Raw genomic sequence first — 24,208 nt, 5'->3', positions numbered from 1 at the left:
CCGCGGCTCCGGACCCGCAGAGACCGGGGACGGTGCGGAAACGGGACGGTGCGGAAGCGCGGGGGAAACGCCCGGAGAGCGGGCCCCGGCGGGCGTCAGCGGGTGTTGCGCGCCAGGTCCAGGGCGTAGCCGTGGAACCAGTCGCCCGCCTTCGGCTCGCCCCGGCCGCACTCGCCGTCGGACTCCCCCGGCCGCTTGACCCACAGCAGGGCGTCCAGCCGCTCGTCCCCGGTCCGGGTGGTCGGCTCCGCGCCGAGCGCCCGGCCCTTCGGGTTGCACCAGGAGTCGCCGCCCTCGCGGAGCGGGCCGTTGCCGTTGCGCGAGGTGTCGATCACGAAGTGCGCCCCGCCGAGGCCGTCGGACAGGCGGCGGGCGACCTCGCTGCTCTCCTCGGTGGTGAAGAAGTTGCTGACGTTGAAGGCGAAGCCGTCGGCCTCCTCCACCCCGGCCTCGCGCATCGGCCCGATCCAGGCGGCGGGGTCGGCGATCCACCCGGCGTTGCCCGCGTCGAGGTAGACCCGGGTGGCGGGCCGCCGCTTCAGCGTCTGGACGGCCTCGCGGAGCAGGCCGAGCCGTTCGGCGGCCCGGCCGCCCCGGGTGCAGTCGTCCAGGATGTGCGCCAGGGCGTCGGGCTCGACGACGACCCAGGCCGGCCGGTCGCCGATGCCCTCGGCGAACCGGGCGATCCAGGCGCGGTACTCGCCGGCGTCGGCGGCGCCTCCGGCGGAGAACTGCCCGCAGTCGCGGTCGGGGATGTGGTAAGCGACCAGGACCGGAACCCGCCCCGCCCGCTGCGCCGCCGTGGTGATGTCGCGCACCCGGTCGTGAGGGTCCCGGTCGCCGATCCAGATCGCGGCCGGCCGCTCGGCGATCCTCTTCAGCAGCGCCGCCTCCCCGGTACGGCCCTGCTCGGTGACCCGGCGCAGTTCTCTGGCCGCAGCGCCGTCGGCGTCGACGTAGAAACGCGTCGCCCCGCTCTTCGCTCCGGTCGAGGCCCCCGGGGAGGCGGCCGGGGGCTCCGTTCCGGCGGAGGCGGCGGGCGGGGCCGCGGAGGGCGAGGGGGGCGCGGGATCCCCGGAGCAGGCCGCCGCCGCGAGCGCGAACGCCAGCACCGCGGTGGCGCGGCCGTACCTGTTCATCCTCATCCTCCCTGGGCTGCCTGATCTTCCGGACCGGTCCGGGCCGTCCGGGCGCCCTGGTCGGCCGGGCCCGCCTGACCGGCCGGGTCCGTCTGCCCTGTCCGGCCCGTCTCACCCGTACGGTTCGCCTGGTCCGTGCGGTTCGCCTGGCCCGTACGGCGGGAGCGGCCGGCCGGGGCCGGCTGGATGTGGACCCACCGGCCGTGGGACGGGGTGCCCTTGGCCGTGATCCCGAACAGCATGTACCAGCCGGGCGGCACCAGCGCGGGGTTCGACGGGACCGTGACCACGACGCCGCTGGGCACGCGGGTGAAGTCCAGTTCGATGGAGCGCTGCTCGACGTCGGTGACGTGGGTGACCGCGCTGGGCCGCATCAGACGGACCCGTGTGATGCGTGCGGCGTCGGGCGTCCTGAACCCGCCCCGGCCGCCCATCGTCAGCTCCCGGCGGCCGTCGGTGAACTCCGGCCGCTTCTCGCCGTTGAACAGGTAGGCCGGGCTGTAGACCTCGACCCTTTGCTCGAAGGTGCCGGGCATCGTGCCCGCCCTGTCGCCGAAGAGGGGGTCGGAGCCCATGCTGAGCACCCGGCCGTCCGGCAGCAACAGTCCCTCGGAGTGGTAGTTGCGGCCGACCGAGGGGGCCGCGGCCTCGTGGAAGGTGTTGGTGGCGGGCCGGTACACCTCCGCCCGCAGCACGTCGCTGCCGCCCCGGCCGCGGTAGTTGCCCGACCCGTGGGAGGAGAAGACGGTGTCGTCGGGCAGCAGGACCGCCGACGGGTAGCGGACGGGGTGGGAGAGGGCCGGCCCGCGCTCGTAGTGGGGGCCGGGGTCCTTGAAGTCGATGATGGCCGTCCGGTCGGTGGCGTTCTTCTGGCCGGGCTGGCGCTCGCCGACCGGGCCGCCGCCCATCACCATGATCCGCTGGTCCTGCGCCGGGGGCAGCAGCACCGAGGCGCCGGTCTCGTTGAGCTCCGGCTCGGGCAGCCCGGGGACGGGGGTGAACGCCTCCGTCTCGTCGGGCGCCTTGCCGCCGGGCGCGCCGGGCGTCCGCACCAGGCGGTCGGTGTCACGGCGGTAGTCCCAGATGCCCGGGGGGCGCAGCGCGAGCTGGCCGGGACCGTACCCGGCGTTCATGCCGGAGAAGAAGAGGGTGCCGTCGTCCAGCAGGAACAGCGCCGGGTAGGTGGGGAAGAACCGCTTGGGACCGGGCGACCAGGTCTTCGTGGCGGGATCGTAGATCTCGTTGTCCCGGGTGATCTGCCCGACGGTGTCCAGGCCGGAGACCGTCATGACCTTCCCGTCGGGCAGGGCGGTCATGGTGGGGTACCAGCGGCCCTCGGCCATGTCCGGGACCCGGATGTAGCGCTCGGCGACCGGGTCGAACTCGAAGGCGTCCCTGACGCCCTGGTAGTCCTGCTTGTCCATGGTCATGGCGCCGCCCATGGCGTACAGGTCGCGCCGCTCGCGGCGGGTCAGCCCCTGGATCTCGTACTTGACCATCCGGCCGCCGGTGTCCAGCAGGCCGGGCGCGCCCTCGACGGCGGCCTCGGCGAATACCTTGGTCTCGCTGGGCCTGACCCGGACCCGGCCGGGCGCGCCGGTCTCGGTCTTCGTGGCGGGCGGCACCGTGACGGCCGCGGTGGTGCGGTAGAGCCGTCCGCCGGGTGCGGCGACCAGCGCGCCGGCGCGCAGCACGCGGGGCTTGGCGTCGGGGTTCTCGTTCTTGATCACCAGAGGTCCGCCGGCCCGCTTCACCTTGCTCTTGAGCACCTCGAAGCGGAGGGTGCCGCCGCCGATGAGGAGGTTGCCGTTCGGCAGGAACACGTGCCCCGAGCAGAAGAGGTCCACCGGTGTCGGCACCAGCTTGAACTCCCCAGGCTTCCCGGGCCGGGACGGGTCCCAGAGGACGGTCTTGAAGGTGCCCTTGTCGAAGTTGGCGGCGTTGTTGCCCGACCCGGCGACGATGAGCACCTTGCCGGTGTGCAGCAGCGCCGCGTGGATGGCGTTGACCTTGTACTCGTCGGGGATGCTCAGCAGGTCCCAGTGGCCGTTGCGCGCCTTGTAGTCGTCGGTGTTGATCTTGTAGTCGTGCCACCGCCGGGAGGCGAACCCGGCCATGGCGGGGACGTTCACCCCCAGCACCGCGGTCACCACGGCGGCGGCGATGAGGTTCTTGCGCAGGCGGCTCAACGGGCATCCCGGCTGTTCCAGGCCCAGGTGGCCACGGGCCCCAGGCAGATCACGAGGGCGAGGATCGCCCAGAGGGTCATGACCAGGTGCACGTGACCGGTCCAGAGGGCGGCGAGCAGCAGCCCGGCGCCGAAGATCAGCGCCCACCACAGGTGGATGCGGAAGGTGGCGAGCCGGTCGGGGCTGGCGGAGTCCCCCTTGGGGGTGACCACGAACCTGCTCGGCCGGCGCAGCGCGGCCCCGATCAGCGACGCCACGTAGATGGGGGCCGACAGCGCCGACATCACCATCCCGGCCACCCCGGAGGAGCCCTCGGGCTCGTGCGGGCTGACGTTGTGCCGCCGGTTCCAGGTGTAGAGCATGACCTGCAGCAGGGCGGCGTCGCCGTACAGCATCAGCCACACGTCCATCGGCACGGTCACGCCCGAGCCGCCGACGGCCATGAACAGCGTCGCGCTGAGCCCGGCCAGCAGCCAGTTGAGCGCGGACATCGGGTAGAACGTCACCATCAGCGTGTAGTTGAACAGCCGTCCCGGCGACAGCCGGAAGGCCGCCTTCCAGAACTGGGTGAGCAGCGTCTCGTAGGTGCCCCGGCTCCAGCGCAGCTGCTGGCTGAAGAAGTCGGTCCACGACGACGGCCCCTCCCCCACCGCGAGCACGTCGGGGGTGTAGACCGACATCCAGCGCTCGCCCGTCTCGGGGTCGCGGGAGCGGTGGAACTCGATGCCGGTGGCCATGTCCTCGGTGATCGAGTCGTACAGCCCGCCGATCTGCCTGATCGCCCTGATCCGCACGGCGTTGTTGGTGCCGACGAACATCGGCGCGCCGTACCGGTTGCCGGCCCGCTGGATGAGGGAGTGGAACAGGAACTGCTGGCTCTCGGCGGCCTTGGTGACCGCCGAGGTGTAGTTGCCGTAGACCTGCGGTCCGACGACGAAGGCCACCCGGGGGTCGCGGAAGTAGCCGAGCATGCGCTCGCAGAATTCCGGCAGCGGTACGTGGTCGGTGTCGACCGAGACGAAGAAGTCGTAGTCGTCGCCGTGCGCGTCCAGCCAGCTGTTGTAGTTGCCGTGCTTGGTCTTCGCCCGGAACGCGCCCTTGGGCTGGTTCCAGTGGGGCACGCCCCTGCGGCTGAAGTGGCGGACGCCCATCCACTCGCACATCTCGCGGATCTCGGGGTCGTCGCCCTCGTCCAGCAGCCACACGTGCAGGACGCCGTCGTGGCGGACCCGCAGGGCGGCGGACAGGGTCTCCCGGACCATCTCCAGCGGTTCCTTGCCGGGCACGCAGGTGGTGATGAAGGCCACCCGGGTGCCCGGCTCGGGCGGGACCGGGACCGGGTCCCTGGCCGCCAGCATGGCGTGCACGTTGGAGACCACGCTGACCAGGCGGAAGATCTCGATCAGCGCGATCATGACCAGCATGGCCTTGTCGGCGGCCGGCACGTACCACGGGAGCATGCCGTAGGGGTCGAGCCGGACCGTCCAGTGGGACGGCAGCAGCAGCCACGTCATCATCGTGAACTCCACGACGATCGCGGCCGCCATCAGCAGCACGGCCCGCACCCGGTGCGGCTCCGCGGCCAGCATCGACCGGTAGGCCACCCGGTACGGCAGGCCCGGCTCGGGCTCGGTCACCGGTCCGGCCAGCCCGCTGAACCGCTCGTAGTCGTAGAGGATGATCTTCGTGGGTTCGACCGGGCGGATCGTCCCGGCCGTCCTGCGCCCGGCCTTCCGCATCGATCCGGTCATCCTCATCGGTCCGGCCGCCTCATCGCGGGCACAACGAAGCGCCTCCCCCGGGCTTGGTTCGCGTCGGCCGCGCGCACGGCGCCGTCAGGCCGGATCGAAGATCGGTGAACAGGGGCCATCATATTGCGATCGGCGACCCGGATCCCGCTCGCTTCCCCTCAGAGGGTGATTTTTCCGCCTTGGTCTAAATATTTACGGACCGGCTTCCGGCCTCCGCGGACCGTACGGCCGGGGGCCGAGCGGCCCGCGGAGGGACCGGACACCCGGCCGGAGCCGCACCGGCCCCGGACACCGTACGGCCGGCGGAACCGTACGGCCTGCGAAGGCCGGCCGGTCAGCGGGGGCCGGCCGGTCAGCGGGGGCCGAACATCTCCCACCAGCTCTCCACCAGCGGCACGTCGTCCACGTCGATCCGGTCCCCCGGACGCGGGACGGCGATGCCGACGCCGCGGGCCTTGCTCTCCCGCCAGAGGCGGTCGACCGGTTCGGCCCACGCGTGGAACGCCAGGTTGAACGTGGCCCAGTGGACGGGCAGGAACAGCCGTCCGCCCAGGTCCAAGTGGGCGGCGACCGCCTCCTCGGGCGTCATGTGGATGTCGGGCCAGGCGGGGCTGTAGGCGCCGATCGGCATGAGCGTCAGATCGAAGGGGCCGTGCGCCGCGCCGATCTTCGCGTAGCCGTCGAAGTAGCCGGAGTCCCCGGCGTAGAAGACCCGGCGGTTCTCGCCGATGACCGCCCACGACCCCCACAGGGTGTCGTTGCGGGTGAGCGTGCGCCCGGAGAAGTGCCGGGCGGCGGTGGAGACGAACCGCAGCCCCGCGACGCTCGCCTCCTCCTCCCAGTCGAGCTCGACGATCCGCGACGCGGGGACGCCCCAGCGCTCCAGGTGGGCGCCGATGCCGAGCGGGACCAGGAACGGCGCGGTGTGCGTGGCGGTGAGCGCGCGGACCGTCGCCCGGTCCAGATGGTCGTAGTGGTCGTGGGAGATCACGATCGCGTCGACCGGCGGCAGGCTCTCCAGCGGGGACGGCACCGGGTGCAGCCGTCGCGGGCCCACCAGCCGGGACGGCGACACCCGCTCGCTCCACACGGGGTCGAACAGGACCCGCCGCCCCTCGATCTCCACCAGCGTGGTGGCGTGACCGTACCAGACCGCGCTCAGGCCGTTCTCCGACGGCGGTACGGCCGGCGACGCCACCAGGGGCACCGGGGCGCTCGGCCGCCGCCCGTCACCGCCGGCGACCATGTCCCTGAGCATCTCCGGGAAACTGCTCGGCGGCGGGGTGGTCGTGCTCGGCACGGGATTGTGGAAGGCGCCGTCGCGGAACCGCGGCGAGCGCCGCATCCGCTCCAGCCGCTCTCCCCCGGCCCGCCCGCCCAGTTCGGCCGGCACCTCCCTGACCGCCCACCCGAGCGCGGCCAGCGCCAGTCCGCCCGCGACGAGCCTTCCGGCCGATCCTCTTCCCGCCATCGGTCACCACTTCCTGGAACGCGCCTGAACCGTCTTTCCGGGGTCATTTTTCCGCCTCGCCGTACGGGATCGGCAGCGGGGTCGGCAGTCGGGTCCTCGACGGGGGGGCGACGGGGGGCGACGGCGGGGCCCGTTCCCCGCCCACCTGGCTATGTTGACATCAAGTATCTTTACATCAAGTTTAATGTCGTGCAAGATCTCGCAGGTCTCTTGACGTCGAGAGACCTTTGCGACGACATGGAGGCCGGGAATGCGGCGGGGCACGGGGGCTGGGGCCCGGGAGAACCGGCGGAACGGAACCGGCCTGATCGCGCAGATGCGCAACCCGCCGGGCGGCCGCGACGCCCGGATCATGCTGCTCGCCTACTTCCTGGACCGGACCGGGTCGGGAGTGTGGGGCGCGTCCTCGATCCTGTACTTCACCTTCGTGGTCGGGCTGGACGCCCGCAGGCTGGGACTGCTGCTGGGCACGGCCGGGGTGCTGGGCATCGCCGGCTCACCGCTGGCGGGCCGCCTGGCCGGCCGCCTCCCGGCGCGCTCGCTGCTGATCGGCTGCCACCTCCTGCGCATCGCGGCCCTCTGCCTGACGGTCGCGTTCACCCGCTTCGAGGTACTGCTGCCCGTGGTCACCGTCACCTACATGGCCGACCGGGCGGCCAAGCCGCTGGAGATGCTCTACGCCACGCGGGTGGCCGGCGAGCGGCGCTCCACCTACCGGGCCCTGTCGCGCAGCGCGGCGAACGCCGGTTACGCGCTCGGCTCGGGCATCGCCGCGATCGGTCTCGCCGTGGGCACCCGCGACGCCTACCACGCCCTGATCCTGGGCGACGCGCTGTCGTTCCTCGTCGCCGCGGCACTGGTGTGGCGCACCCGGGAGCCGCGCGGCCCCGGGCACGGCCCGGAGCACGCCGCGGCGCGGCCGGACGGGACGGCTCCGGCGGACCGGTCAGGCGACGCCGTCACGGCCATGGCGGGCCGGTCGGGCGACGCCGTCACGACGGCCCGGCCGGCCGCGCCGAGCCCGTGACGGGACCGCGGATACCTGCTGTTCGCGCTGCTCGACGTGCCGATGTACCTCGACGACTCGATCCTCAACGTCGGGCTCCCGGTGTGGCTGATCGGCCACACCGCGGCGCCGCACGTCCTCGTCCCCGCCTTCCTGGCGGTCAACACCGTGCTCATCGTCGTCCTGCAGATCCACGTGTCGGCGAGGATCGAGGATCCGCGCCGGGCCACGACCGCGGTGGGCCTGTACGGGCTGGCGGTGCTCGCGTGCTGCGCGCTCCTGGCGACCGCCACCGCGGGAGGGGCCTGGACGGCCTCGATCGCCATGCTCGCCGCGGCGGTGCTGCTCACCGCGGCGAAGCTGATGCGTTCCGCGAGCTCCTGGGAGCTGGCGGTCTCCCTCGCGCCCCAGGAGGCGCGGGCCGCCTACCTGGGTGTGTCCGCCATGTCCCAGGGCGTGCAGAAGTCCGCCGGGCCGCTGCTGCTGACCGGCGCGGTGATGGCCGCCGGACCGGCGGGCTGGCTCGCCCTCGGCGCGGCGGTCGCGGGGCTGTCGGCCGTACAGCGGCGCGTCTGCCTGCGACGGCTGGCCTCCACGCCCGCGACCGGTGCGCTGATCGCGTCCCCGACCGCCCCTGCCGCCTGATCCCGGGTCACCCTCGGCCTCGGCGGACCCGATCCACGGTTCGTCCGCATCTCCGTGACGGCGTGCCCACCGGCCGGCACTGCGGCCGGACCGCGGCGAGACCAAGCGGCGGGGCCGTACACCAACGGCTGTGACCAGCGGGAATAGACTGGTCGTCAGCCCTGGCGTAGAAGCGGTCCGGGAGGGTCACGCATGTGTCACCGATACGGGCGGACCGCCCCGATGCGGCCCGGGACAGCACTCCGGCGGGGTGAGAGGGCTCTCGCTCCGTTCACCGGCCGCGGGGATGTACGGCCCGGGGCCGCGGCCGTTCCGGCCGGCCGATCAGTGTCCCGATGGGCGACTCATGGACGCGCGCAGCCGTCGCGGGCCACCTGACCTGTTCAGGGAGTCCCGGCGGCCACCGCGGGTGCGGGAGCATCCCGGCGCGCCGTGGTTCGCCGTGGGTACGGTGTGCGTCGGCGCGTTCATGGGGCAGCTTGACGCGAGCATCGTCACGGTGGCGTTCCCGGCGATTCAGCGGGAGTTCGGCGCCTCGCTCGCGGCGGTGCAGTGGGTGTCGCTGGGATACCTGCTCGTGCTCGTGGCGTTGCTGGCCGGGGCGGGCCGGGTCGCCGACATGGCGGGCCGCAAGCTGATCTACCTGTACGGCTTCGTGGTGTTCACCGCGGCGTCCGCGGTGTGCGGTCTGGCGTCATCGCCCGCGGTTCTGGTGGCCTTCCGCCTGGTTCAGGCCGTCGGTGCGGCGATGCTCCAGGCCAACAGCGTGGCGCTGGTCGTGTCGAGCCTGCCGCGGTCGCGGATGCGGGCCGGGCTGGGCGTGCAGGCGGCGGCCCAGGCTCTCGGGCTGGCCTCGGGACCCGCGCTGGGCGGTCTCCTCGTGGCGGGCCTCGGCTGGCGATGGGTGTTCTGGATCAATGTGCCCGTGGGGGTGGCCGCCGTCGTCGCCGGACACAACCTGCTGCCGCGTACCCGCCGGCGCAACCGTACCCGGCGGTTCGACCTGACAGGACTGGTCCTGCTCGGCTGCGCCAGCACCGGCGTGCTGCTGTCCGCCTCGGTGGTCTCCGGCCTCGCCCTGCCGCCCTGGTCATCGGCCGTCCTGCTGGTCGTCGCCGCCGGAGCCGGGGCCGCCTTCTGGCTGTGGGAACGGCGGGCGCCGTCGGCGCTGATCGACGTCGGCCTGTTGCGCGGCCCGCCGGTGGCGGCGGGGCTGGCCGGGGCGCTGGGCGGCTACCTCGTGCTGTTCGGCCCGCTCGTGCTCGTCCCTCAGGTACTGGTGGCCGGCGGCGCAGGAGAGTTGAGAGCCGGCCTGGTCCTTACGGCGCTGCCCGCCGGGTTCGCACTGGCCGCGCTCGGCGCGGAGCATCTGCTGCCCGCCCGATGGGGCAATCGGCTGCGGTGTCTGGCGGGCGCGGCACTGGCCGCGGCGGGAGCCGGGGTGCTGGCCCTGTTCCCGGACCGGGTGGGGTGGCTGACGGCGTGCCTCGCGGCGATGGGCCTGGGCCTGGGAACGTTCATCCCCGCCAACAACAGCGTCGTCATGGCCGCGGTCCCCGAACGGATGTCGGCCACGGCGGGCGGCATGGTGAACATGGCTCGCGGTATCGGAACCGCGTTCGGGATCGCCGTGGTCACACTCGCGCTGCACCTGGCCGGAGCCTCGTACCTGTCGGGGGCGCGGGCAGCACTGATCACCCTCTCGGTCGTAGCGCTCCTGACCGCGTTCACCGCTTTCGGCGCGTCGGCCGACCATGACCATGACCACCGTGATCCATGAAATCCGACGACATCGACGGGGAGGCGACGATGACAACACCATGGTCACCGGCGGGTGACGTCCGGAGCCAGGCTCGCCGGACGACCCGGTGCCGGTGCCTGGCGGCCGCCACGGCGGCGCTGGCCGGCGGCGTGATGCTGGGTGCCGGGCGCGATGGCGCGCTGATGGCGGCAGGCGCGCTCAGTCTGGCCATCGCCGCGCTGCTCGGCGTCCGCGCCTACCATCACCGTTCGCGGCCGTGCGACGGGGCGCCGCCCCACCACCCGGCTGTCCCCGATCCGCGTTTCTTCCTGCTGATCACAGTGCTCGCCGTCACCGTGGCGGCCCTGACCGGAGCCGGTCTGCTCACCCGGTGACACCCACCAGGCGCGGGAGGAGGACGATCCGGAAACTCCCGGTCCCGAAACGGTCGCCGCCCGGTCCGCGTGTGACGACCGTCCTGGCCACATGGCGGAGCACCACCGGCAAGGGCCCCGCCCTGTCCTCTCGGCCGTCCCCACGGAGGCTCGTCAGAGCAGATATCGCTCCACGGTGGCGACCTTGCTCTCCAGCCGGCCGCCCCCGCCCGCGCGGATGTCGGCCTTCAGCACGAGGCTGACCCGGCCGCACCGGGCCTCCACCGCCGCGACCGCGTCCCCGACGACCCCCATCACCTGCTCCCAGTCGTCACCCTCGACCGTGGTGAACATGGCGTCCGTGCGGTTCGGCAGGCCCGACGCGCGGACCACCCGCACCGCCTCGGCGACGAACCCGCCGACGTCCTCCCCCACCCCGATCGGCGTCACGCTGAACGCCACCAGCACCGACATGCCTTTCCCCTCCCCTGGCCGTGAAAGCCCTCGACCCCACCGGACAGCTCATTCTGCCCACCCGCCCGTGCATGCCCGACCGCGCGGGTGCGGACCGGCCCGCGTCGGCTCCGAAATGACGTCCGGCGGCCGAGGCGGTCCGGCGGCGCGCATGGTGACCTCTCGGAGACGGGCGCGGGCGGCGGCGATGGACCGGTCCCGGTGCGGCGGCTCGGCGTCGCGCTGCACCGGAACGGCTTGGATCGCCTGGGAGGCGTGGATCTCGGCGTACGGCGGCGGCGTCGGCGTCGGCGTCACACGGGAAACGGCGCGTTCCCCGGCGCGGACCCGTTCCAGAAGAACACCCAGGGTGCCGTTGCCCTCCATACGGGTGAGGTAAGCCGGGAGCGCCCGGATCCCGGGGTTGTCCGTCCTGATGATCTCGATCATCTCTCTCGCCTCCTCGGCGGTCGCGCCGACGGCCGTCATGACCTGCCGCATGGCTCTGTTTAGGAGAGATGAGGTGTTCTCTTGGGGAGATTGAGGAGAAGGGGCCCCCGCACGGAGGACCTTTGAGGACCAGGCGGGGGACCTTTGGGGACCAGGCGGGGGACCTTTGGGACTCCGCAGGGGACCTTCGGCGTTTTTGGTCCTCCGAGCGGCGGAGCTTTCAGGTGTGCTTTGGTCTCCCTCTTGGGAGACCTTCAGCACGGGGCATTCCTCAGACAGCGGAACATAGAAGTTCAGCTCATGTCCCTTGCAGGCATAGACCGTTCTTCCCCGGCTGTCCACGACGATCCGGCCTTCCTTGTCGCGAACAGGGACACGCAACTCGATGCCGTTCGCGCTGAGCTTGCCCAGCACCTTGCCGAGTTGCTTCTCATCTGCGTAGCCGGTCCGACGGACCACCGTCTTCAACATGCCTCTGCCGTAGGCGCGGCGAGTCTGCTCATTGGCCTGGTCGGCGATCTCCAGCGCGACCAACCGCTCGCCCGAAGACAGTCCCGCAGGGAGACGGTCGGCAAGCCAGCGGCGTAGTGCGTAGCCCACAGGGCTGTTCCTCCTGGTGGTAGCAGGGGGTGAATCAACGGCCAGCCCGGTGTTCCCGCACCGGACGGCAGGTTGTACTCGACTACGGCAGCACACGCTGCCGGGACGTCACGTCGACGGCCTTCACGGCCCAGGCGACGCCTCCTTGATGCGGCCGGTGCGCTGAGCCCATCCCAAGATGTCGAGATCCCACCAGTAGTCCACACCGGCGACCTTGCCGGCGGCAGGAGGGAACGGCTCGACTCTCTTAGCGTGCGCGGCACGCTGTCGCCACTGATTGACGGTATGAACCGACACAGCCAGCAGCACCGCTATGTCGCCCACCGCAACAGGGTGGCGCTCGGTGACAGGTTCACTCATGCGATCACCTTCCCCAGGTGAACATAACTCGCGCACACCCACGCAGCGCTCACTGTACAGACAGCAGGTACAGATGAGGTCGCCTTTAACGACAACGGGTCTGCTCCAGTGCGGGAACACCGGAACAGACCCTTGACCAGCCACCCGCTATCACCAGGAGACGGTCCGCGCGCCACCCTACCGAGTCGTCGACGGGCGATCCAACGGGTGGAAGACCGATCCCGTGGTTCTGCTCATCACCTCGATGTCGTCCGCCGTACTGCGGTCGCGCCGACGGCCGTCATGACCTGCTGCACGGCCGTGCCGGAGAGAGAGGGATTCTTCACAGGATTTTTCATAAGGATTATTTGGGTGGCATCCATGCCGGAGGTCTCTCCGGTTGGCGAGGCCCTCTCGACAAGACCGTTCTCCGCCGGAACCACGATCAGGGGCCGGAGTGCGTCACCAGGTCATCCAGATCGCGGTGGCGTCGTCGTGGGGCTTGGCGGTCGGGTGCGGCGCGCCGTGCTCCAGTTCGGCGGCGCGCACCTCGGCGATGAGCCGGCCGGGCCCGTCGGCGTCCGCGACGGCGACGAGCCGCTCCCACGTCCAGCCGTACGCCTCGACCAGGCGGGTCACACCGTCGGTGGCCAGCAGCGCGCCCGACACGTCCGCCAGCGGCACCGACCCGGCCCGCGCCTCGTACGCCGCCTCCGGGACGACGGACGCCACCCAGAACCCGCCCGGACGGTTGCGCAGGCCGCGGACCAGCTCCAGGCCGTACGGCCGGCCTCCCGGCAGGTGGTCGAGGCGGTCGTCGTCGAGCACGGTGACGGCGCCGCCGGTGTGCCGCAGCACGATCGGCGAGTCGCACAGCACCAGGTAGTCCAGTGTGCCGCCGCGCCGCCGCAGGACTGCCATCGTCGACGAGGGGCTGTCGGGGCCGGTCAGGTCGCAGGCGTCGCCGTGCGCGGTCATCGTGTCCCGGATGACGGCGGCCACCAGGTCGGGCAGGCTCTCCCGCGGTCCCGTCGCGAGCCGGTGGGCCAGGGCGCCGCCGAGCCGGGCGACCAGCCACGGCACGTCGTGCACGCAGCCGGAGACGACACCGGCCGGGGCGGTCGCGCCGTCGAGCACGACGGCCCAGTCGGGGCCGGTGACCACGAAGTCCTCGTTGCGCGGGCGGCCGGGAGCCGCGGCGGTCTCGTGGGTGATGCGCATCCGGTGCGGGTCTCCGTCGGTGTCGGGCCCGGCGGCCGGGGCCGCCGGAGCTTCCCTCGGGGCCTCAGTCCTCAGTCCTCGCCCTCCCGCGCCTCCGGGGGCGCGGGGCTCGCGGTCACGGGGTCGTCCCGCCGTACGGTGCCGGGGCGGGTGACCCGCATGATGACGCCGAACTTGTTCGCGTGCTCGGCGATCAGCCATTTCTGCAGTTCGGGCCGGCGCTCCCGGCCGTGCGGGTCCCAGCTCGGCACGGCGCAGCGGATGCACGGACCGGTGTGGGGGCCGGTCACCGTGAGCTCCGCGTCTCCCGCGGTGATCACGGTCCCCAGGCCCCAGTCCTCCTCGGCGAAGGCCGGCGCGTCGAGGTCGAGGTGCAGATTCGGGCGGAACCGCAGCACGTCCAGCGGCATGCCCAGTTCCTCCTCCAGCGCCGCGCGGGACGCCTCGCAGGTCACCAGGACGGTCGGCCCGCGGTCCTGCTGGCCGTCGGCGGCGCGCAGGCTCAGCGGGACGCCCAGGGACTCCCGCAGAGCGGCGGTCAGGCCGGGGTCGTCCCAGTGCCAGACGGTGCCGTCGGGGGCGGTCAGCAGGGGCCCGCCCGCCGTACCGCCGGGACCGTCGGGATCACCGGGATCACCGGGATCACCGGGGCCGTCCGGGGCGTCCGGGCCGGTCCCGGCGCCGGCCGTCGTGAGCAGGGCGCCGCGCCAGTGGAGCATCTCGGCGCGCTGCCGCACGGTCAGCACCTTGCCGCCGTGGTGCTCGCGCTCGTCGACCAGCGAGTAGGCGCGGTCCCCGGCCAGGCCGCGCCCGTCGAGGAGCGCCTCCCCGAGTTCCTCGCCGCGCAGCGACTTCACCGGCCACCTGAGGACCCGCTGGACACGACCCCGGTACACACTCATGCCACAAAAATACCGATCATAGGTTCATGAAGACACGAACCCCCCGGTCCGTCGCCGAGGCCGAGGCGATCCAGGACGAGTTGCGGCCGCTGCTGGACCTCACCGGGCCGGGACCCCGGCGGCCCGCCCTGGTGGCCGGGGTGGACGTGGCCTACGCCGGGGACCGGCTGGCCGCGGCGGTGGCGGTGCTGGACGGCGGCACGCTGGAGGTCGTCGAGCAGGTGGCGGCCGGCGGATCGGTGGCGTTCGACTACGTCCCGGGCCTGCTGGCCTTCCGGGAGCTGCCCGCCCTCCTCGACGCCCTGGGCCGCCTGACCGTCACCCCGGACCTGGTCGTGTGCGACGGGTACGGCCTGGCCCACCCCCGCCGTTTCGGTCTGGCCTGCCACCTGGGCGTGCTGACCGGCCTGCCGGCGATCGGGGTCGGCAAGACGGCCTTCGTCGGCTCCTACGCCGATCCCGGCCCGGAGCGGGGCTCGGCGAGTGATCTGACGCTGGACGGCGAGGTCGTCGGCCGCGTGCTGCGCACCCGGGACGGGGTCAAGCCGGTCTTCGTCTCGGTGGGCCACCGCGTCGACCTGGACACGGCCTGCCACAACGTCCTCGCGCTGACCCCCTCCTACCGTCTCCCGGAGACCACCCGCGTCGCCGATCGGCTGTCCCGCCGGGCCCTGGCGGGCTTCTGATCCGGACGCTTGATCCGGACGCCGAGGGAAAATGTCGGCTTAGGCTGGTTTGATCCTTCAGTGTGATGAGATGGGATCGGAACGTGAGTGACGACCAGTGGAGCGGGGACGTCGGCGTCTGGCGTGACACGAACCTGGAGGAGATCAGGGCGCGTCTGGCGGGCGGGTTCGATCCCGGCCGGCGGCTCTTCTGGCTGCGCTCGACGCCGCTGCACCAGGCGGCGCAGGAGGGCGCGACGCGGGTGATCGAGCTGCTGCTCGCCGCGGGCGCCGAGGTCGATCCCGCCGACCGGTACGGCGCGACCCCGCTGTGGGAGGCCGTACGGCACGGCCAGGAGGACGCCGTGCGGGTGCTGCTGGACGCGGGCGCCGACCCGTGGCGGCCGTGCATCGCCGGACGCTCCCCCGGCGTGCAGGCCCTCTTCACCGAGCTGGCCGGAATGTTCGCGGACCTCCCCGGGGCGCCGCGCATCGGGCACCGGCTGCGCGACCTCCAGGAGACCGTCGACGAGATGATGTTCTCCTACGAGGACTACGCCGAGGGCTTCTGCCTGGCCTTCGTGGGCGGGGTGAGCGAGGAGGAGGTCGTCCGGCGCCTGGGGTCCTCCCCCGGTCTGTGCCCGCCGATGGCGGCCGGCGCGCTGCGGGAGGCGGAGCGGGCCCGCGACGGCGAGGTGCTGCGAGTGGCCTGCCCGCCCGGCGGCGGGGTGGTGCTCGCCCAGCCCGAGGGCTCCCTGCCGGTGCGGGACGGCGTGGCCCGGATGGTCACCACCGGGGGCGGAGTGCTGGCCGGGGCCTTCCCCGACTGCGGCTCCTCGGTGGACATCTGGCGCGACGGGTTCAACGTCGGACGGCCCTCGGTCTACGACCAGCTCAGCGACGACAGCCCGCTGGAGCTGTGGATGTGCCACTTCGGCGACTGCGGCGCGCACCCCTCCACCTCCGCTGAGCGGATCCTGGCACTGATGACCCTGCTGACCGGCGCCTACGTCACCGAGGAGTGGCTCTGGAGCGCGCCGATGCGGCTGGTCCCCGTCACGCCGGCGGCCTGACGGGGACGCGCGGCGGGCGGCGCGGGACCGGGCCCCGGGCGGGCGCGGAGCCGGTCCCGCGCGGGTTCCGCGGGCGGCACGACGCGGGGAACGGGCGGGTGCGAGGCCGAGATCGGTAGAGTCGCACAACCATGGAAAAGCACACGATCACCGCGACGTGGAACGAGATTCCCGAGGACGCCGACGACCTCGCCCTGGTCGGGGGCGGCTACCGGACCTATCTCTGCTTCTGCGGGAAACGGCTTCCCGACCGGGCCGCGGCCGAGCTGCACGCCCTGGAGACGAAGCAGTGCACCGCCTGCCTGGGCTCCACCACCGAGGACATCGTGCCGGGCTACTCGCAGACGTGCACGGCCTGCGCCGGCACCGGCCGCCGCAAGGTCCAGGTCACCTGGAACCTCGCCTACGCCGAAGCCGAGAGGATGATCACCCCCGAGGTCGTCCGCACGCTCATCGCGCCGATGAGGGAGCCGTTCCGCCTGTCGCAGGTGGCCGACGCCGTCCGCGACGCCCTGGGCCTTCCCGTGGGCCGTCTGCCGGTGGGCCCGCGGGTCCGGGAGATCCTGCGCCGCCTGGAGGCGGAGGGCGAGCTCATCCTGGTCTCGGCCCCCGACGAGCTGCTGCGCGGGCCCTCGGTGGTGCTCTATCGCGACCCCTACTGGCAGCACGCCTCCGGCTGAGGGATCCGGCGGCGTCCGGCCGTGTCCGGTGGGGTCCGGGCCGGATCCGCGACGGCCGCGTCCCATGCGTCTCCCGGAACGCCGCCGCGTCGTCCCCCATATCGCCGGAATACCTGGAGGGGGTATCCGGTTCCTTGGAGGGCGGGCCGGACGGTTCGCGATCAGGGAGGAAGGGAAGTGGCGAGGAGTATGGACCGCACAGACCACACCGGCCACGGTGACGGCGCGCGCCCCCACGGTGACACCCACGACCACGCGGACGTCTCCACCGGCGGGCACGACGGCGCCCGGGGAGGACCCCACGACCACGGCCGCGCCCACGGCGACGCCTCCTGGCGCACCGCCGTACAGGCGACGCTGCACTGCCTGACCGGATGCGCCATCGGCGAGGTCCTGGGCATGGTCATCGGGACCGCGGCCGGGCTGCACTCGGGCGCCGTCGTGGCGCTGTCGGTCGCGCTGGCCTTCGTCTTCGGCTACGCGCTCACCATGCGCGGCATGCTCCGGGCCGGGCTGACCCTCCGGCAGGCACTGAAGGTGGCCCTGGCCGCCGACACCGTCTCCATCCTGGTCATGGAGATCATCGACAACACCGTGATGGTCGCCGTCCCCGGGGCCATGGACGCCGGTCTGACCACCGTGCTGTTCTGGGCGTCGCTGGCCTTCTCCCTTGCCCTGGCCTTCGTGGTGACGGTGCCGGTCAACCGCTGGATGATCGCCCGCGGCCGGGGGCACGCCGTCGCCCACGCCCACCACCACTGACGACCGGGGACGCCAGGCGGGACGACGTCCTGATCCGGACAGGCCGCGAGCGGCCACGGCCTCCCATCGCTTGGAACTCTGTGTAACCATTCATTACCCAGAGTCACCGATCGGAAGGGGATCACCCATGCGCGTCCGCCTCTCCCTCGCCGCCGCCGCCGTCCTGGCCGCGGTCGCCTCCGCCGCTCCGGCGGCCCCCGCCCTGGCGTCCTCGGCGGCGGCCGTCGAGCCGGGCACCTACCGGATCGTCGACGCGGGCGGGTACTGCCTGCGGAGTGACAGCGAGCCCTCCGCCATGGTGCGGACCGGCGAGTGTGACACCTCGTGGGAGCTGATCTCCTCCGAAGAGGAGGGGGGCCGCTACGTCATCAAGCAGGCCGGCACGGAGAACTGCCTGACCATGAGCCGACTGCGCATCTATCCGCCGTTCGTCGGCACCGCGCCCTGCGGCTCCGGCACGGACATGACGTGGACCGTCGCCGACGCCGGTGGCGACCGGGTCGTCATCGCCCTGGGCTCGTCCTTCTACATGACCGGTGAGGGCGAGGACACCCCCGTCAGGCTGCTCCCCTTCGGCGAGGGCGAGCAGAGGTGGACCCTCCGGCAGGTCTGACCGGCGGGCCGCGACGGACCCGGTGGCGCGCCTCCCCTTGGCGCCGCCACCGGGTCCCCCGTTTCCGGGACGCCGTACACGCGCCCCCTCCCGGGCCACCACGCGTACGGCCGGCCCCGGCCGTCTCGCCGCCGGACCGGAAAACCGTTTCTGACCCCGGTCCCCCTCCTCTACCGTGGCCCGGTGACGACACAGATGATCATTCTCAACGGCGGCTCCAGCTCCGGGAAGTCCGGGATCGTCAGATGCCTGCAGGCGGTGCTGCCGCACCCGTGGCTGGCCTTCGGGGTGGACTCGCTGATCGAGGCGATGCCCGCGTCCATGCGGACCTCGGCGGCGGGCATCGAGCTCACCCCGGACGGCGGGGTGAACGTCGGACCGGCGTTCCGGGAGCTGGAGAGCGCATGGATGGCCGGCATCGCCACGATGGCCCGGAAGGGCGCACGGATCATCCTCGACGAGGTCTTCCTCGGCGGCGCGACGTCCCAGCGGCGCTGGCTGGACGCCCTGGACGGCATCGAGGTCCTGTGGGCCGGGGTGCGGTGCGAGGGCGAGGTCGCCGCCGGACGGGAGATCGCGCGCGGCGACCGGGTCATCGGGATGGCCGCGTCGCAGGCGCGGATCGTCCATGACGGCGTGCGCTACGACGTGGAGGTGGACACGACGCGCACCGAGTCCGTCGTGTGCGCCCGCGCCATCGCCGCCCACGTCCGCTGACCGGCCCTCACCCCCATCCGGAGCGACCGGCCGGACGGGCGGCCGGCCCCCGGAGCGCCGACGGCGCCGCGGCGGGGACGCCCTGCTCGGCGGGCCGTTTCCGGCCGTTTCCACCGAAGGGCTTACCGGAAAGGTTGTTTACTATTAACCTGCCGTTGTGGACCTGGAAGTACGTCATCTGCGCGCGATCTGCGCGATAGCCGACTCGGGCAGCATCTCCAAGGCGGCGACCGCGCTGAAGATGTCCCAGCCGGCGCTCGCCACGCAGCTGCGGCGCATCGAGCGGATGTTCGGCGGGCCGCTGTTCGAGCGGGGCAGGGACGGGGCCCGGCCCACCCAGCTCGGCTCCTGGGTGCTGGTGCGCTCGCGCTCGCTGCTGCCGGCCTTCGACGAGCTGCGCCGGGACGGCATGCGCTACGCCGGGCAGGCCGCCGAGCGGGTCACGGTCCGGGTGGGCTGCATGTCCAGCCACCTGGCGATCAACGTGATCAAATGCCTCGGCGAGCTGCTGCCGGGCGCCGACGTCGTCGTCCGCACCGAGGAGGCCATGGACCTCCTCCCGGGGCTGCTGGAGTCCGAGCGGCTGGAGCTGGCCACCCTCGGCGACTACCCGGGGCACGAGCTGTCGCCGCCTCCGGGCGTCCGGTACGCGGGCGTCGCCGTCGAGCCGATCTTCGTGGGACTGGCCGAGTCCCACCCGCTCGCCCGGCGGGAGGAGATCGCGCTGCGCGACCTCGCGGCCGAGGACTGGAGCCTGCACGCGCTGGCCGAGACGGGGCACCGGGAGCACTTCTGGTCCGCCTGCGCCGGACAGGGCTTCGCACCGCAGGTCGCCTACTCCGCCGACCTCGGCCTCGCCCTCGACCTCATCGCCTCGGCCAGGTGCGTGGGGATGTTCCAGGCGACGAGCAAGGGCTACCCCGGGATCGCCATCCGGCCCCTCGCCGGGACCCCGCTGCGTTTCCGTCACATGATCGGGTGGACCGAGCGGGGTCCGGTGGCCCCGCACTCCGCCTCGCTGGTCCAGGCGGTCACCGCCGCCTACTGGGCCGGGGTGGGCCGCTCCCCGGTCTACGCGGCGTGGCTGGACCGCCACGGCCCCCTCGCCTCGCTGACCTGAGGGGCCCGGAGCCCGCCGGGCCGGCCAGGCGACTCCCCGGGTTCCCCACGGCGGTCCGGGCTCATCCGGGACGCTCCGGCCCTGCCACCGCGCCCTCCCCATATGGCCGGGTTATGGAATTTCGTGGGGTACTCCGCCCGCCGCGGCGATGTCAGTTTTGGTCCAGCCCGAACCGTCGGAACGCCTCCCGGCGGGCTCCCTCACGGGGTCCGCCACCGGGTGTCCCGGGCTCCTCGCGTCCCTCCACCCCCCAGGGGAAACCGAGAAGGAGTCACCCCGCGTGAATTCCAAGGCCAGACTGGGCGCGGTCGCCGTACTGGCGGCCGCCGCCATGACCACGGGCCCGGCGGCGCACGCCGCGGCCCCAGCCTCCCCCGCCACCGCGGCGCAGGCGGTCCCCGCCGCCCGCACCGCGCCCGCCGACCCTCCGGCGTTCGCGCCGCCCGGCCCCGAGGCGCGCAGGCGCGCGGCCGCCAGCGCCGCGGACGCCCTCGCCGCCAGGTCCGGCGCGCTGTTCAAGAGCCCCGACGACGCCTTCACCCTGTCCAGGACCGTCAGCGGGACCCGCGGCCTGCAGTACCTCACCTACGCTCGCACCCACCGCGGCCTGCCGGTCTATGGCGGCGACGTGATCGTCGCCACCGACGGCACGGGAGAGCGGGTCGGGTCCGTGGTCTCCGGGCAGCGGGCCGAGATCAAGGTGGACGTGACGAGCAAGGTCGGCGCCGACGCCGCGGCCGCCACCGCCCGCGGCCTGATGTCGTCCGTGGAGGGCACGGACACGCCCCGGCTCGTCGTCCACGCCGCCGGGCCGCGCCCCCGCACGGCGTGGGAGGTCGTGGTCACCGGCGCCACCGCGGACGGCGTCCCGAGCGTGCTGCACGTCTTCGTGGACGCCAGGGACGGCTCGGTCGTCGACTCCTACGACGACGTGCGCGCCGGCACCGGCAACGGCTTCTACAACGGCAACCCGGTGACCATCCAGACCTCCGGCTCCGGCGGCTCCTACTCGATGACCGACGGCACCCGGCCGGGCCTGCGCTGCGGCGGGCAGAACGGCTCCGCCTACACCGGCCCCGACGACTCCTGGGGCAACGGGCGGGGCACCGACCTGGAGACCGCCTGCGTGGACGCGCTGTACGCCGCCCAGCACGAGTGGGACATGCTGCGCTCCTGGCTGGGCCGCAACGGGTTCAACGGCTCGGGCGGCGCGTTCCCGGCCCGGGTCGGGCTGACCGACGTCAACGCCTACTGGAACGGCTCCTACACCAACTTCGGGCGCAACCAGGCCGGCACCCAGCAGGCCACGCCGATGGACGTGGTGGCCCACGAGTTCGGCCACGCGATCTTCCAGTTCTCCGGGTCCGGCGGCGCGGGCAGCGGCAACGAGGCCGGCGGCCTGAACGAGTCGACCGGCGACATCTTCGGCGCGCTGACCGAGCACTTCGCCGCCAACTCCGCCGACCCGCCGGACTACACGGTCGGCGAGGAGGTCAACCTCGTCGGCAACGGCCCGATCCGCAACATGTACAACCCGGGCGCGCTGGGCGACCCGAACTGCTACAGCTCGTCCATCCCGAACACCGAGGTGCACGCGGCGGCCGGCCCGCAGAACCACTGGTTCTACCTGCTCGCCGAGGGCACCAACCCGCCGGGCAAGCCGTCCAGCCCCGTCTGCTCCGGGCCGTCCGCCCTGACCGGCATCGGCGTCCAGAAGGCCGGACAGATCTTCATGGCCGGGCTGAACAGCAAGACCGTCCCGTGGACGCACACCAAGGCCCGCGCCGCCACCGTGGCCGCGGCCCGGCAGCTCTTCCCCGGCGGCTGCGCCGAGGTCGACGCGGTCAAGGCCGCCTGGTCCGCGGTCAACGTCCCGGCGCAGAGCGGTGAGCCGTCCTGCACCTCCAACCCGCCCGGGAACGACTTCTCGGTCACGGTGAACCCGTCCTCGGTGACGGTGCAGCCCGGCGGCTCGGCGACCGCGACGCTGTCCACCCAGGTCACCTCCGGGAGCGCGCAGAACGTCACGCTGAGCGCCTCGGGCCTGCCCTCCGGGGCGACCGCGTCCTTCAGCCCCGCCTCCATCAGCTCCGGCCAGTCCGCCACCGTCACGGTCGCCACCTCGGCGGCCACCCCGGCGGGGACGTACGCGGTCACCCTCACCGCCGACGGGGCGAACGCCGACCACACGGCGCGCCTCACCCTCACCGTCGGCGGCGACGGACAGGGGGGCGGCACCTGGGCGCCCTGGACCTCCTACGCCGTGGGCGACACGGTGACCTACGACGGCGTCACCTACCGGTGCCTGCAGGGGCACACCTCGGTGCCCGGCTGGGAGCCGCCGAACGTCCCGGCGCTGTGGCAGCGGACCTGACCGGCTGACGGCTCCGCGACCCGGTACGGCGGGCGGCCACGGCCGCCCGCCGTACCCGTCTCTCCTCTCCCCCACCCGTGGATCTCCCCCGTCTCTCCCCCGCCCGTGGATCTCCCCCGTCTCTTCCCCGCCCGTGGACCTCCCCCGTCCGCGGATCCTCCGCCTCGGTCCGTCGCGGACGGTCGGTATGGTGAATGACCTGACGAAAAGGGGTAGGTACGCGCTCCTGGACAGCGGAAAGCGCTCCCCGACGGAGAGAACGAGGCGGTAACGATGACTCCCACCCCGCGGCGGACGCCGCTCGGAACCCGGCACGGCGCTGGACGGACCGGCACCCGCCGGCGTCCGGCCCTGTGAGCGCCGGGGCCCGGCAGGGAGGCACCTCGACCGCGCAGGACGACCAGGTGGCCGACCCGCGCCGCTGGAAGGCGCTGATCGTCTGCCTGGTGGCGGGTTTCATGACGCTGCTGGACGTCAGCATCGTCAACGTCGCCCTGCCCGCCATCCGCACCGGTCTCGAAGCCCCGCAGAGCGACCTGCAGTGGGTGGTCTCCGGCTACGCGCTCACCTTCGGGCTGATCCTGGTGCCCGCCGGGCGGTTCGGCGACATGTACGGCCGGCGCAACGCCTTCGCCTTCGGCGTCGCCCTGTTCACCCTGGCCAGCGCCGCGGCGGGGATCGCGCAGAACTCGACCTGGCTGGTCGTCGCCCGCCTCATCCAGGGACTCGCGGGCGGGCTGATCAACCCGCAGGTCAGCGGGCTCATCCAGCAGCTCTTCCGGGGCGCCGAGCGGGGCAAGGCGTTCGGGCTGCTGGGCGCCACCATCGGCATCTCGACGGCGATCGGCCCGATGCTCGGAGGGGTGATCATCCGCCTCGGCGGCGAGCAGGACGGCTGGCGTTACGTCTTCGACGTCAACGTGCCGATCGGCGTCCTCGCCATCGTCCTGGCCTACCGCTACATCCCCAAACCGGCGGAGAAGCGGCCGCGCAAGAGCATGGACCCGGTCGGCGTGCTGCTGCTGGGCATCGGCGTGGTGCTGATCCTGCTGCCGCTGGTGGAGGGCCAGGAGTGGCAGGGCGCGGTGAAGTGGGTGCTGCCGGCCGCCGGGATCGCGGTGATCGGCGCCTTCGTGGCCTGGGAGCGCCGGTACGCCCGGCGCGGTGAGCCGGTCGTCGACCTGGCGCTGTTCCGCAGGCGCTCCTACGGCCTCGGCTCCCTGATCGCGGCGCTCTACTTCGCGGGCTTCACCGCGATCTTCTTCATCCTGACCATCTACCTCCAGGAGGGCCTGCACTACTCGCCGCTGGCGGCGGGCCTGGCGAGCACGCCGTTCGCGGCGGGGTCGGCCGCGGCCTCGGTGTTCGGCGGCCGGATCGTCACCCGGATCGGCCGCCCGCTGGTGGCGGTGGGCCTGACGCTGGTCGGGGTCGGCCTCGTCGCCGTGGAGATCGCCGTACGGCTGGTGCCCGGCCAGCACGTGGCCTGGGCGATCGCGGTGCCGCTGCTGGTCGCCGGCGTGGGCAGCGGCCTGGTGATCTCCCCCAACCAGACGCTCACCCTGTCGGAGGTGCCGGTGGCCCACGCCGGGAGCGCGGGCGGCGTGCTGCAGACCGGGCAGCGCATCGGCACCGCCGTCGGCATCGCCGTGGTCGGCTCGGCCTTCTTCACCCAGGTGGCCTCCTCCCACGGCGACTACGCCACGGCGTTCCGGCACGCGCTGTACGTCACCATCGGGTTCGTGGCGGTGACGCTGGCGGTGGCCCTCTCCGACGTCGCCGCCGACCGCCGCGCTCCCAAGCAGCGGCCCTCCCCCTGACCTCACGGCGAGGCACGAAGGAGGATCCGACGAGCCGGCTTCCACGGCCGATGCCGGGCGATCGAGACGTGGCGCCGGCCCACGTGGAAAAGGCCGCTCTCCA

General features: G+C 73.0%; 22 protein-coding genes. 13 read left to right on the top strand and 9 right to left on the bottom strand.

Annotation, left to right across the window (positions count from 1 at the left end; genetic code table 11):
* Positions 1 to 95: 95 nt before the first annotated feature.
* The 4 genes from ACZ6W9_RS23750 to ACZ6W9_RS23735 form a co-directional block, all read right to left on the bottom strand.
* A complete protein-coding gene (locus tag ACZ6W9_RS23750) occupies positions 96 to 1,139 on the bottom strand; it encodes a glycoside hydrolase family 6 protein (RefSeq protein WP_470119672.1) in 1,044 nt (347 codons plus the stop codon).
* A gap of 2 nt (positions 1,140 to 1,141) precedes the next feature.
* Positions 1,142 to 3,328, bottom strand: coding sequence for a radical copper oxidase GlxA (gene glxA, locus ACZ6W9_RS23745; protein WP_470119671.1), 2,187 nt, complete (start codon positions 3,326 to 3,328; stop codon positions 1,142 to 1,144).
* The gene (locus ACZ6W9_RS23740; protein ID WP_470119669.1) at positions 3,325 to 5,085 is read right to left on the bottom strand and encodes a glycosyltransferase family 2 protein; all 1,761 of its coding nucleotides are present in this window, start codon (positions 5,083 to 5,085) and stop codon (positions 3,325 to 3,327) included. Before ACZ6W9_RS23740 ends, glxA begins: the two co-directional genes overlap by 4 nt.
* 346 nt (positions 5,086 to 5,431) lie before the next feature.
* A complete protein-coding gene (locus tag ACZ6W9_RS23735) occupies positions 5,432 to 6,550 on the bottom strand; it encodes an MBL fold metallo-hydrolase (protein WP_389963659.1) in 1,119 nt (372 codons plus the stop codon).
* 250 nt (positions 6,551 to 6,800) lie between these two features.
* Here ACZ6W9_RS23735 and ACZ6W9_RS23730 point away from each other — a divergent pair, with 250 nt between their 5' ends.
* The 4 genes from ACZ6W9_RS23730 (at position 6,801) to ACZ6W9_RS23715 (ending at position 10,337) form a co-directional block, all read left to right on the top strand.
* A complete protein-coding gene (locus ACZ6W9_RS23730) occupies positions 6,801 to 7,577 on the top strand; it encodes an MFS transporter (protein ID WP_470119667.1) in 777 nt (258 codons plus the stop codon).
* 36 nt (positions 7,578 to 7,613) lie between these two features.
* Positions 7,614 to 8,201: an MFS transporter gene (locus tag ACZ6W9_RS23725; RefSeq protein WP_470119665.1), complete on the top strand. Its 588-nt coding sequence runs from the start codon at positions 7,614 to 7,616 to the stop codon at positions 8,199 to 8,201.
* A gap of 346 nt (positions 8,202 to 8,547) precedes the next feature.
* Complete coding sequence (locus tag ACZ6W9_RS23720; RefSeq protein ID WP_470119663.1) at positions 8,548 to 9,981, top strand: MFS transporter; 1,434 nt, start codon at positions 8,548 to 8,550, stop codon at positions 9,979 to 9,981.
* Positions 9,978 to 10,337 (top strand): hypothetical protein, encoded by a 360-nt coding sequence (locus ACZ6W9_RS23715; protein ID WP_470119662.1) that lies wholly within the window; start codon positions 9,978 to 9,980, stop codon positions 10,335 to 10,337. Before ACZ6W9_RS23720 ends, ACZ6W9_RS23715 begins: the two co-directional genes overlap by 4 nt.
* Positions 10,338 to 10,490: 153 nt before the next feature.
* Here the strand turns inward: ACZ6W9_RS23715 and ACZ6W9_RS23710 are convergent, their stop codons facing one another.
* The 5 genes from ACZ6W9_RS23710 to ACZ6W9_RS23690 form a co-directional block, all read right to left on the bottom strand.
* Positions 10,491 to 10,790, bottom strand: coding sequence for a thiamine-binding protein (locus ACZ6W9_RS23710; protein WP_470119660.1), 300 nt, complete (start codon positions 10,788 to 10,790; stop codon positions 10,491 to 10,493).
* 48 nt (positions 10,791 to 10,838) lie between these two features.
* Positions 10,839 to 11,819: a hypothetical protein gene (locus tag ACZ6W9_RS23705; RefSeq protein WP_470119659.1), complete on the bottom strand. Its 981-nt coding sequence runs from the start codon at positions 11,817 to 11,819 to the stop codon at positions 10,839 to 10,841.
* 123 nt (positions 11,820 to 11,942) lie between these two features.
* On the bottom strand, positions 11,943 to 12,179 hold the full coding sequence (locus ACZ6W9_RS23700; RefSeq protein ID WP_389963668.1) for a hypothetical protein: 237 nt from the start codon (positions 12,177 to 12,179) through the stop codon (positions 11,943 to 11,945).
* Between the two features lie 441 nt (positions 12,180 to 12,620).
* Positions 12,621 to 13,379: a protein phosphatase 2C domain-containing protein gene (locus tag ACZ6W9_RS23695; RefSeq protein WP_470119657.1), complete on the bottom strand. Its 759-nt coding sequence runs from the start codon at positions 13,377 to 13,379 to the stop codon at positions 12,621 to 12,623.
* A gap of 71 nt (positions 13,380 to 13,450) precedes the next feature.
* Positions 13,451 to 14,281: an MOSC domain-containing protein gene (locus ACZ6W9_RS23690; RefSeq protein ID WP_470119655.1), complete on the bottom strand. Its 831-nt coding sequence runs from the start codon at positions 14,279 to 14,281 to the stop codon at positions 13,451 to 13,453.
* 26 nt (positions 14,282 to 14,307) lie between these two features.
* Between ACZ6W9_RS23690 and ACZ6W9_RS23685 the strand changes: the two genes are divergently transcribed.
* The 9 genes from ACZ6W9_RS23685 to ACZ6W9_RS23645 all read left to right on the top strand — a co-directional run bounded on the left by ACZ6W9_RS23685 (position 14,308) and on the right by ACZ6W9_RS23645 (position 24,105).
* Positions 14,308 to 14,967 carry an endonuclease V gene (locus tag ACZ6W9_RS23685; RefSeq protein ID WP_389963676.1) on the top strand — a complete coding sequence of 220 codons (660 nt, stop codon included), beginning with the start codon at positions 14,308 to 14,310 and terminating at the stop codon, positions 14,965 to 14,967.
* Positions 14,968 to 15,050: 83 nt separating this feature from the next.
* Positions 15,051 to 16,019, top strand: coding sequence for an ankyrin repeat domain-containing protein (locus tag ACZ6W9_RS23680; protein WP_389963679.1), 969 nt, complete (start codon positions 15,051 to 15,053; stop codon positions 16,017 to 16,019).
* 131 nt (positions 16,020 to 16,150) lie between these two features.
* Complete coding sequence (locus ACZ6W9_RS23675) at positions 16,151 to 16,699, top strand: hypothetical protein (RefSeq protein WP_389963682.1); 549 nt, start codon at positions 16,151 to 16,153, stop codon at positions 16,697 to 16,699.
* Between the two features lie 189 nt (positions 16,700 to 16,888).
* Entirely contained in the window at positions 16,889 to 17,461 is a 573-nt protein-coding gene (locus ACZ6W9_RS23670; RefSeq protein WP_470119653.1) for a DUF4396 domain-containing protein, read from the top strand.
* 127 nt (positions 17,462 to 17,588) lie between these two features.
* Positions 17,589 to 18,074 (top strand): hypothetical protein, encoded by a 486-nt coding sequence (locus ACZ6W9_RS23665; RefSeq protein WP_389963687.1) that lies wholly within the window; start codon positions 17,589 to 17,591, stop codon positions 18,072 to 18,074.
* 183 nt (positions 18,075 to 18,257) lie between these two features.
* On the top strand, positions 18,258 to 18,791 hold the full coding sequence (gene cpt, locus ACZ6W9_RS23660; RefSeq protein ID WP_389963690.1) for a chloramphenicol phosphotransferase CPT: 534 nt from the start codon (positions 18,258 to 18,260) through the stop codon (positions 18,789 to 18,791).
* Positions 18,792 to 18,948: 157 nt separating this feature from the next.
* On the top strand, positions 18,949 to 19,911 hold the full coding sequence (locus ACZ6W9_RS23655; protein ID WP_389963693.1) for a LysR family transcriptional regulator: 963 nt from the start codon (positions 18,949 to 18,951) through the stop codon (positions 19,909 to 19,911).
* Between the two features lie 280 nt (positions 19,912 to 20,191).
* Positions 20,192 to 22,285: a M4 family metallopeptidase gene (locus tag ACZ6W9_RS23650; protein ID WP_470119650.1), complete on the top strand. Its 2,094-nt coding sequence runs from the start codon at positions 20,192 to 20,194 to the stop codon at positions 22,283 to 22,285.
* Positions 22,286 to 22,638: 353 nt separating this feature from the next.
* Complete coding sequence (locus ACZ6W9_RS23645) at positions 22,639 to 24,105, top strand: MFS transporter (protein ID WP_470119648.1); 1,467 nt, start codon at positions 22,639 to 22,641, stop codon at positions 24,103 to 24,105.
* The last annotated feature ends 103 nt before the right edge of the window (positions 24,106 to 24,208 follow it).

It is taken from the genome of Streptosporangium sp. NPDC053982, assembly GCF_055585205.1.
This window is presented reverse-complemented; position numbering and strand designations above follow the sequence as displayed.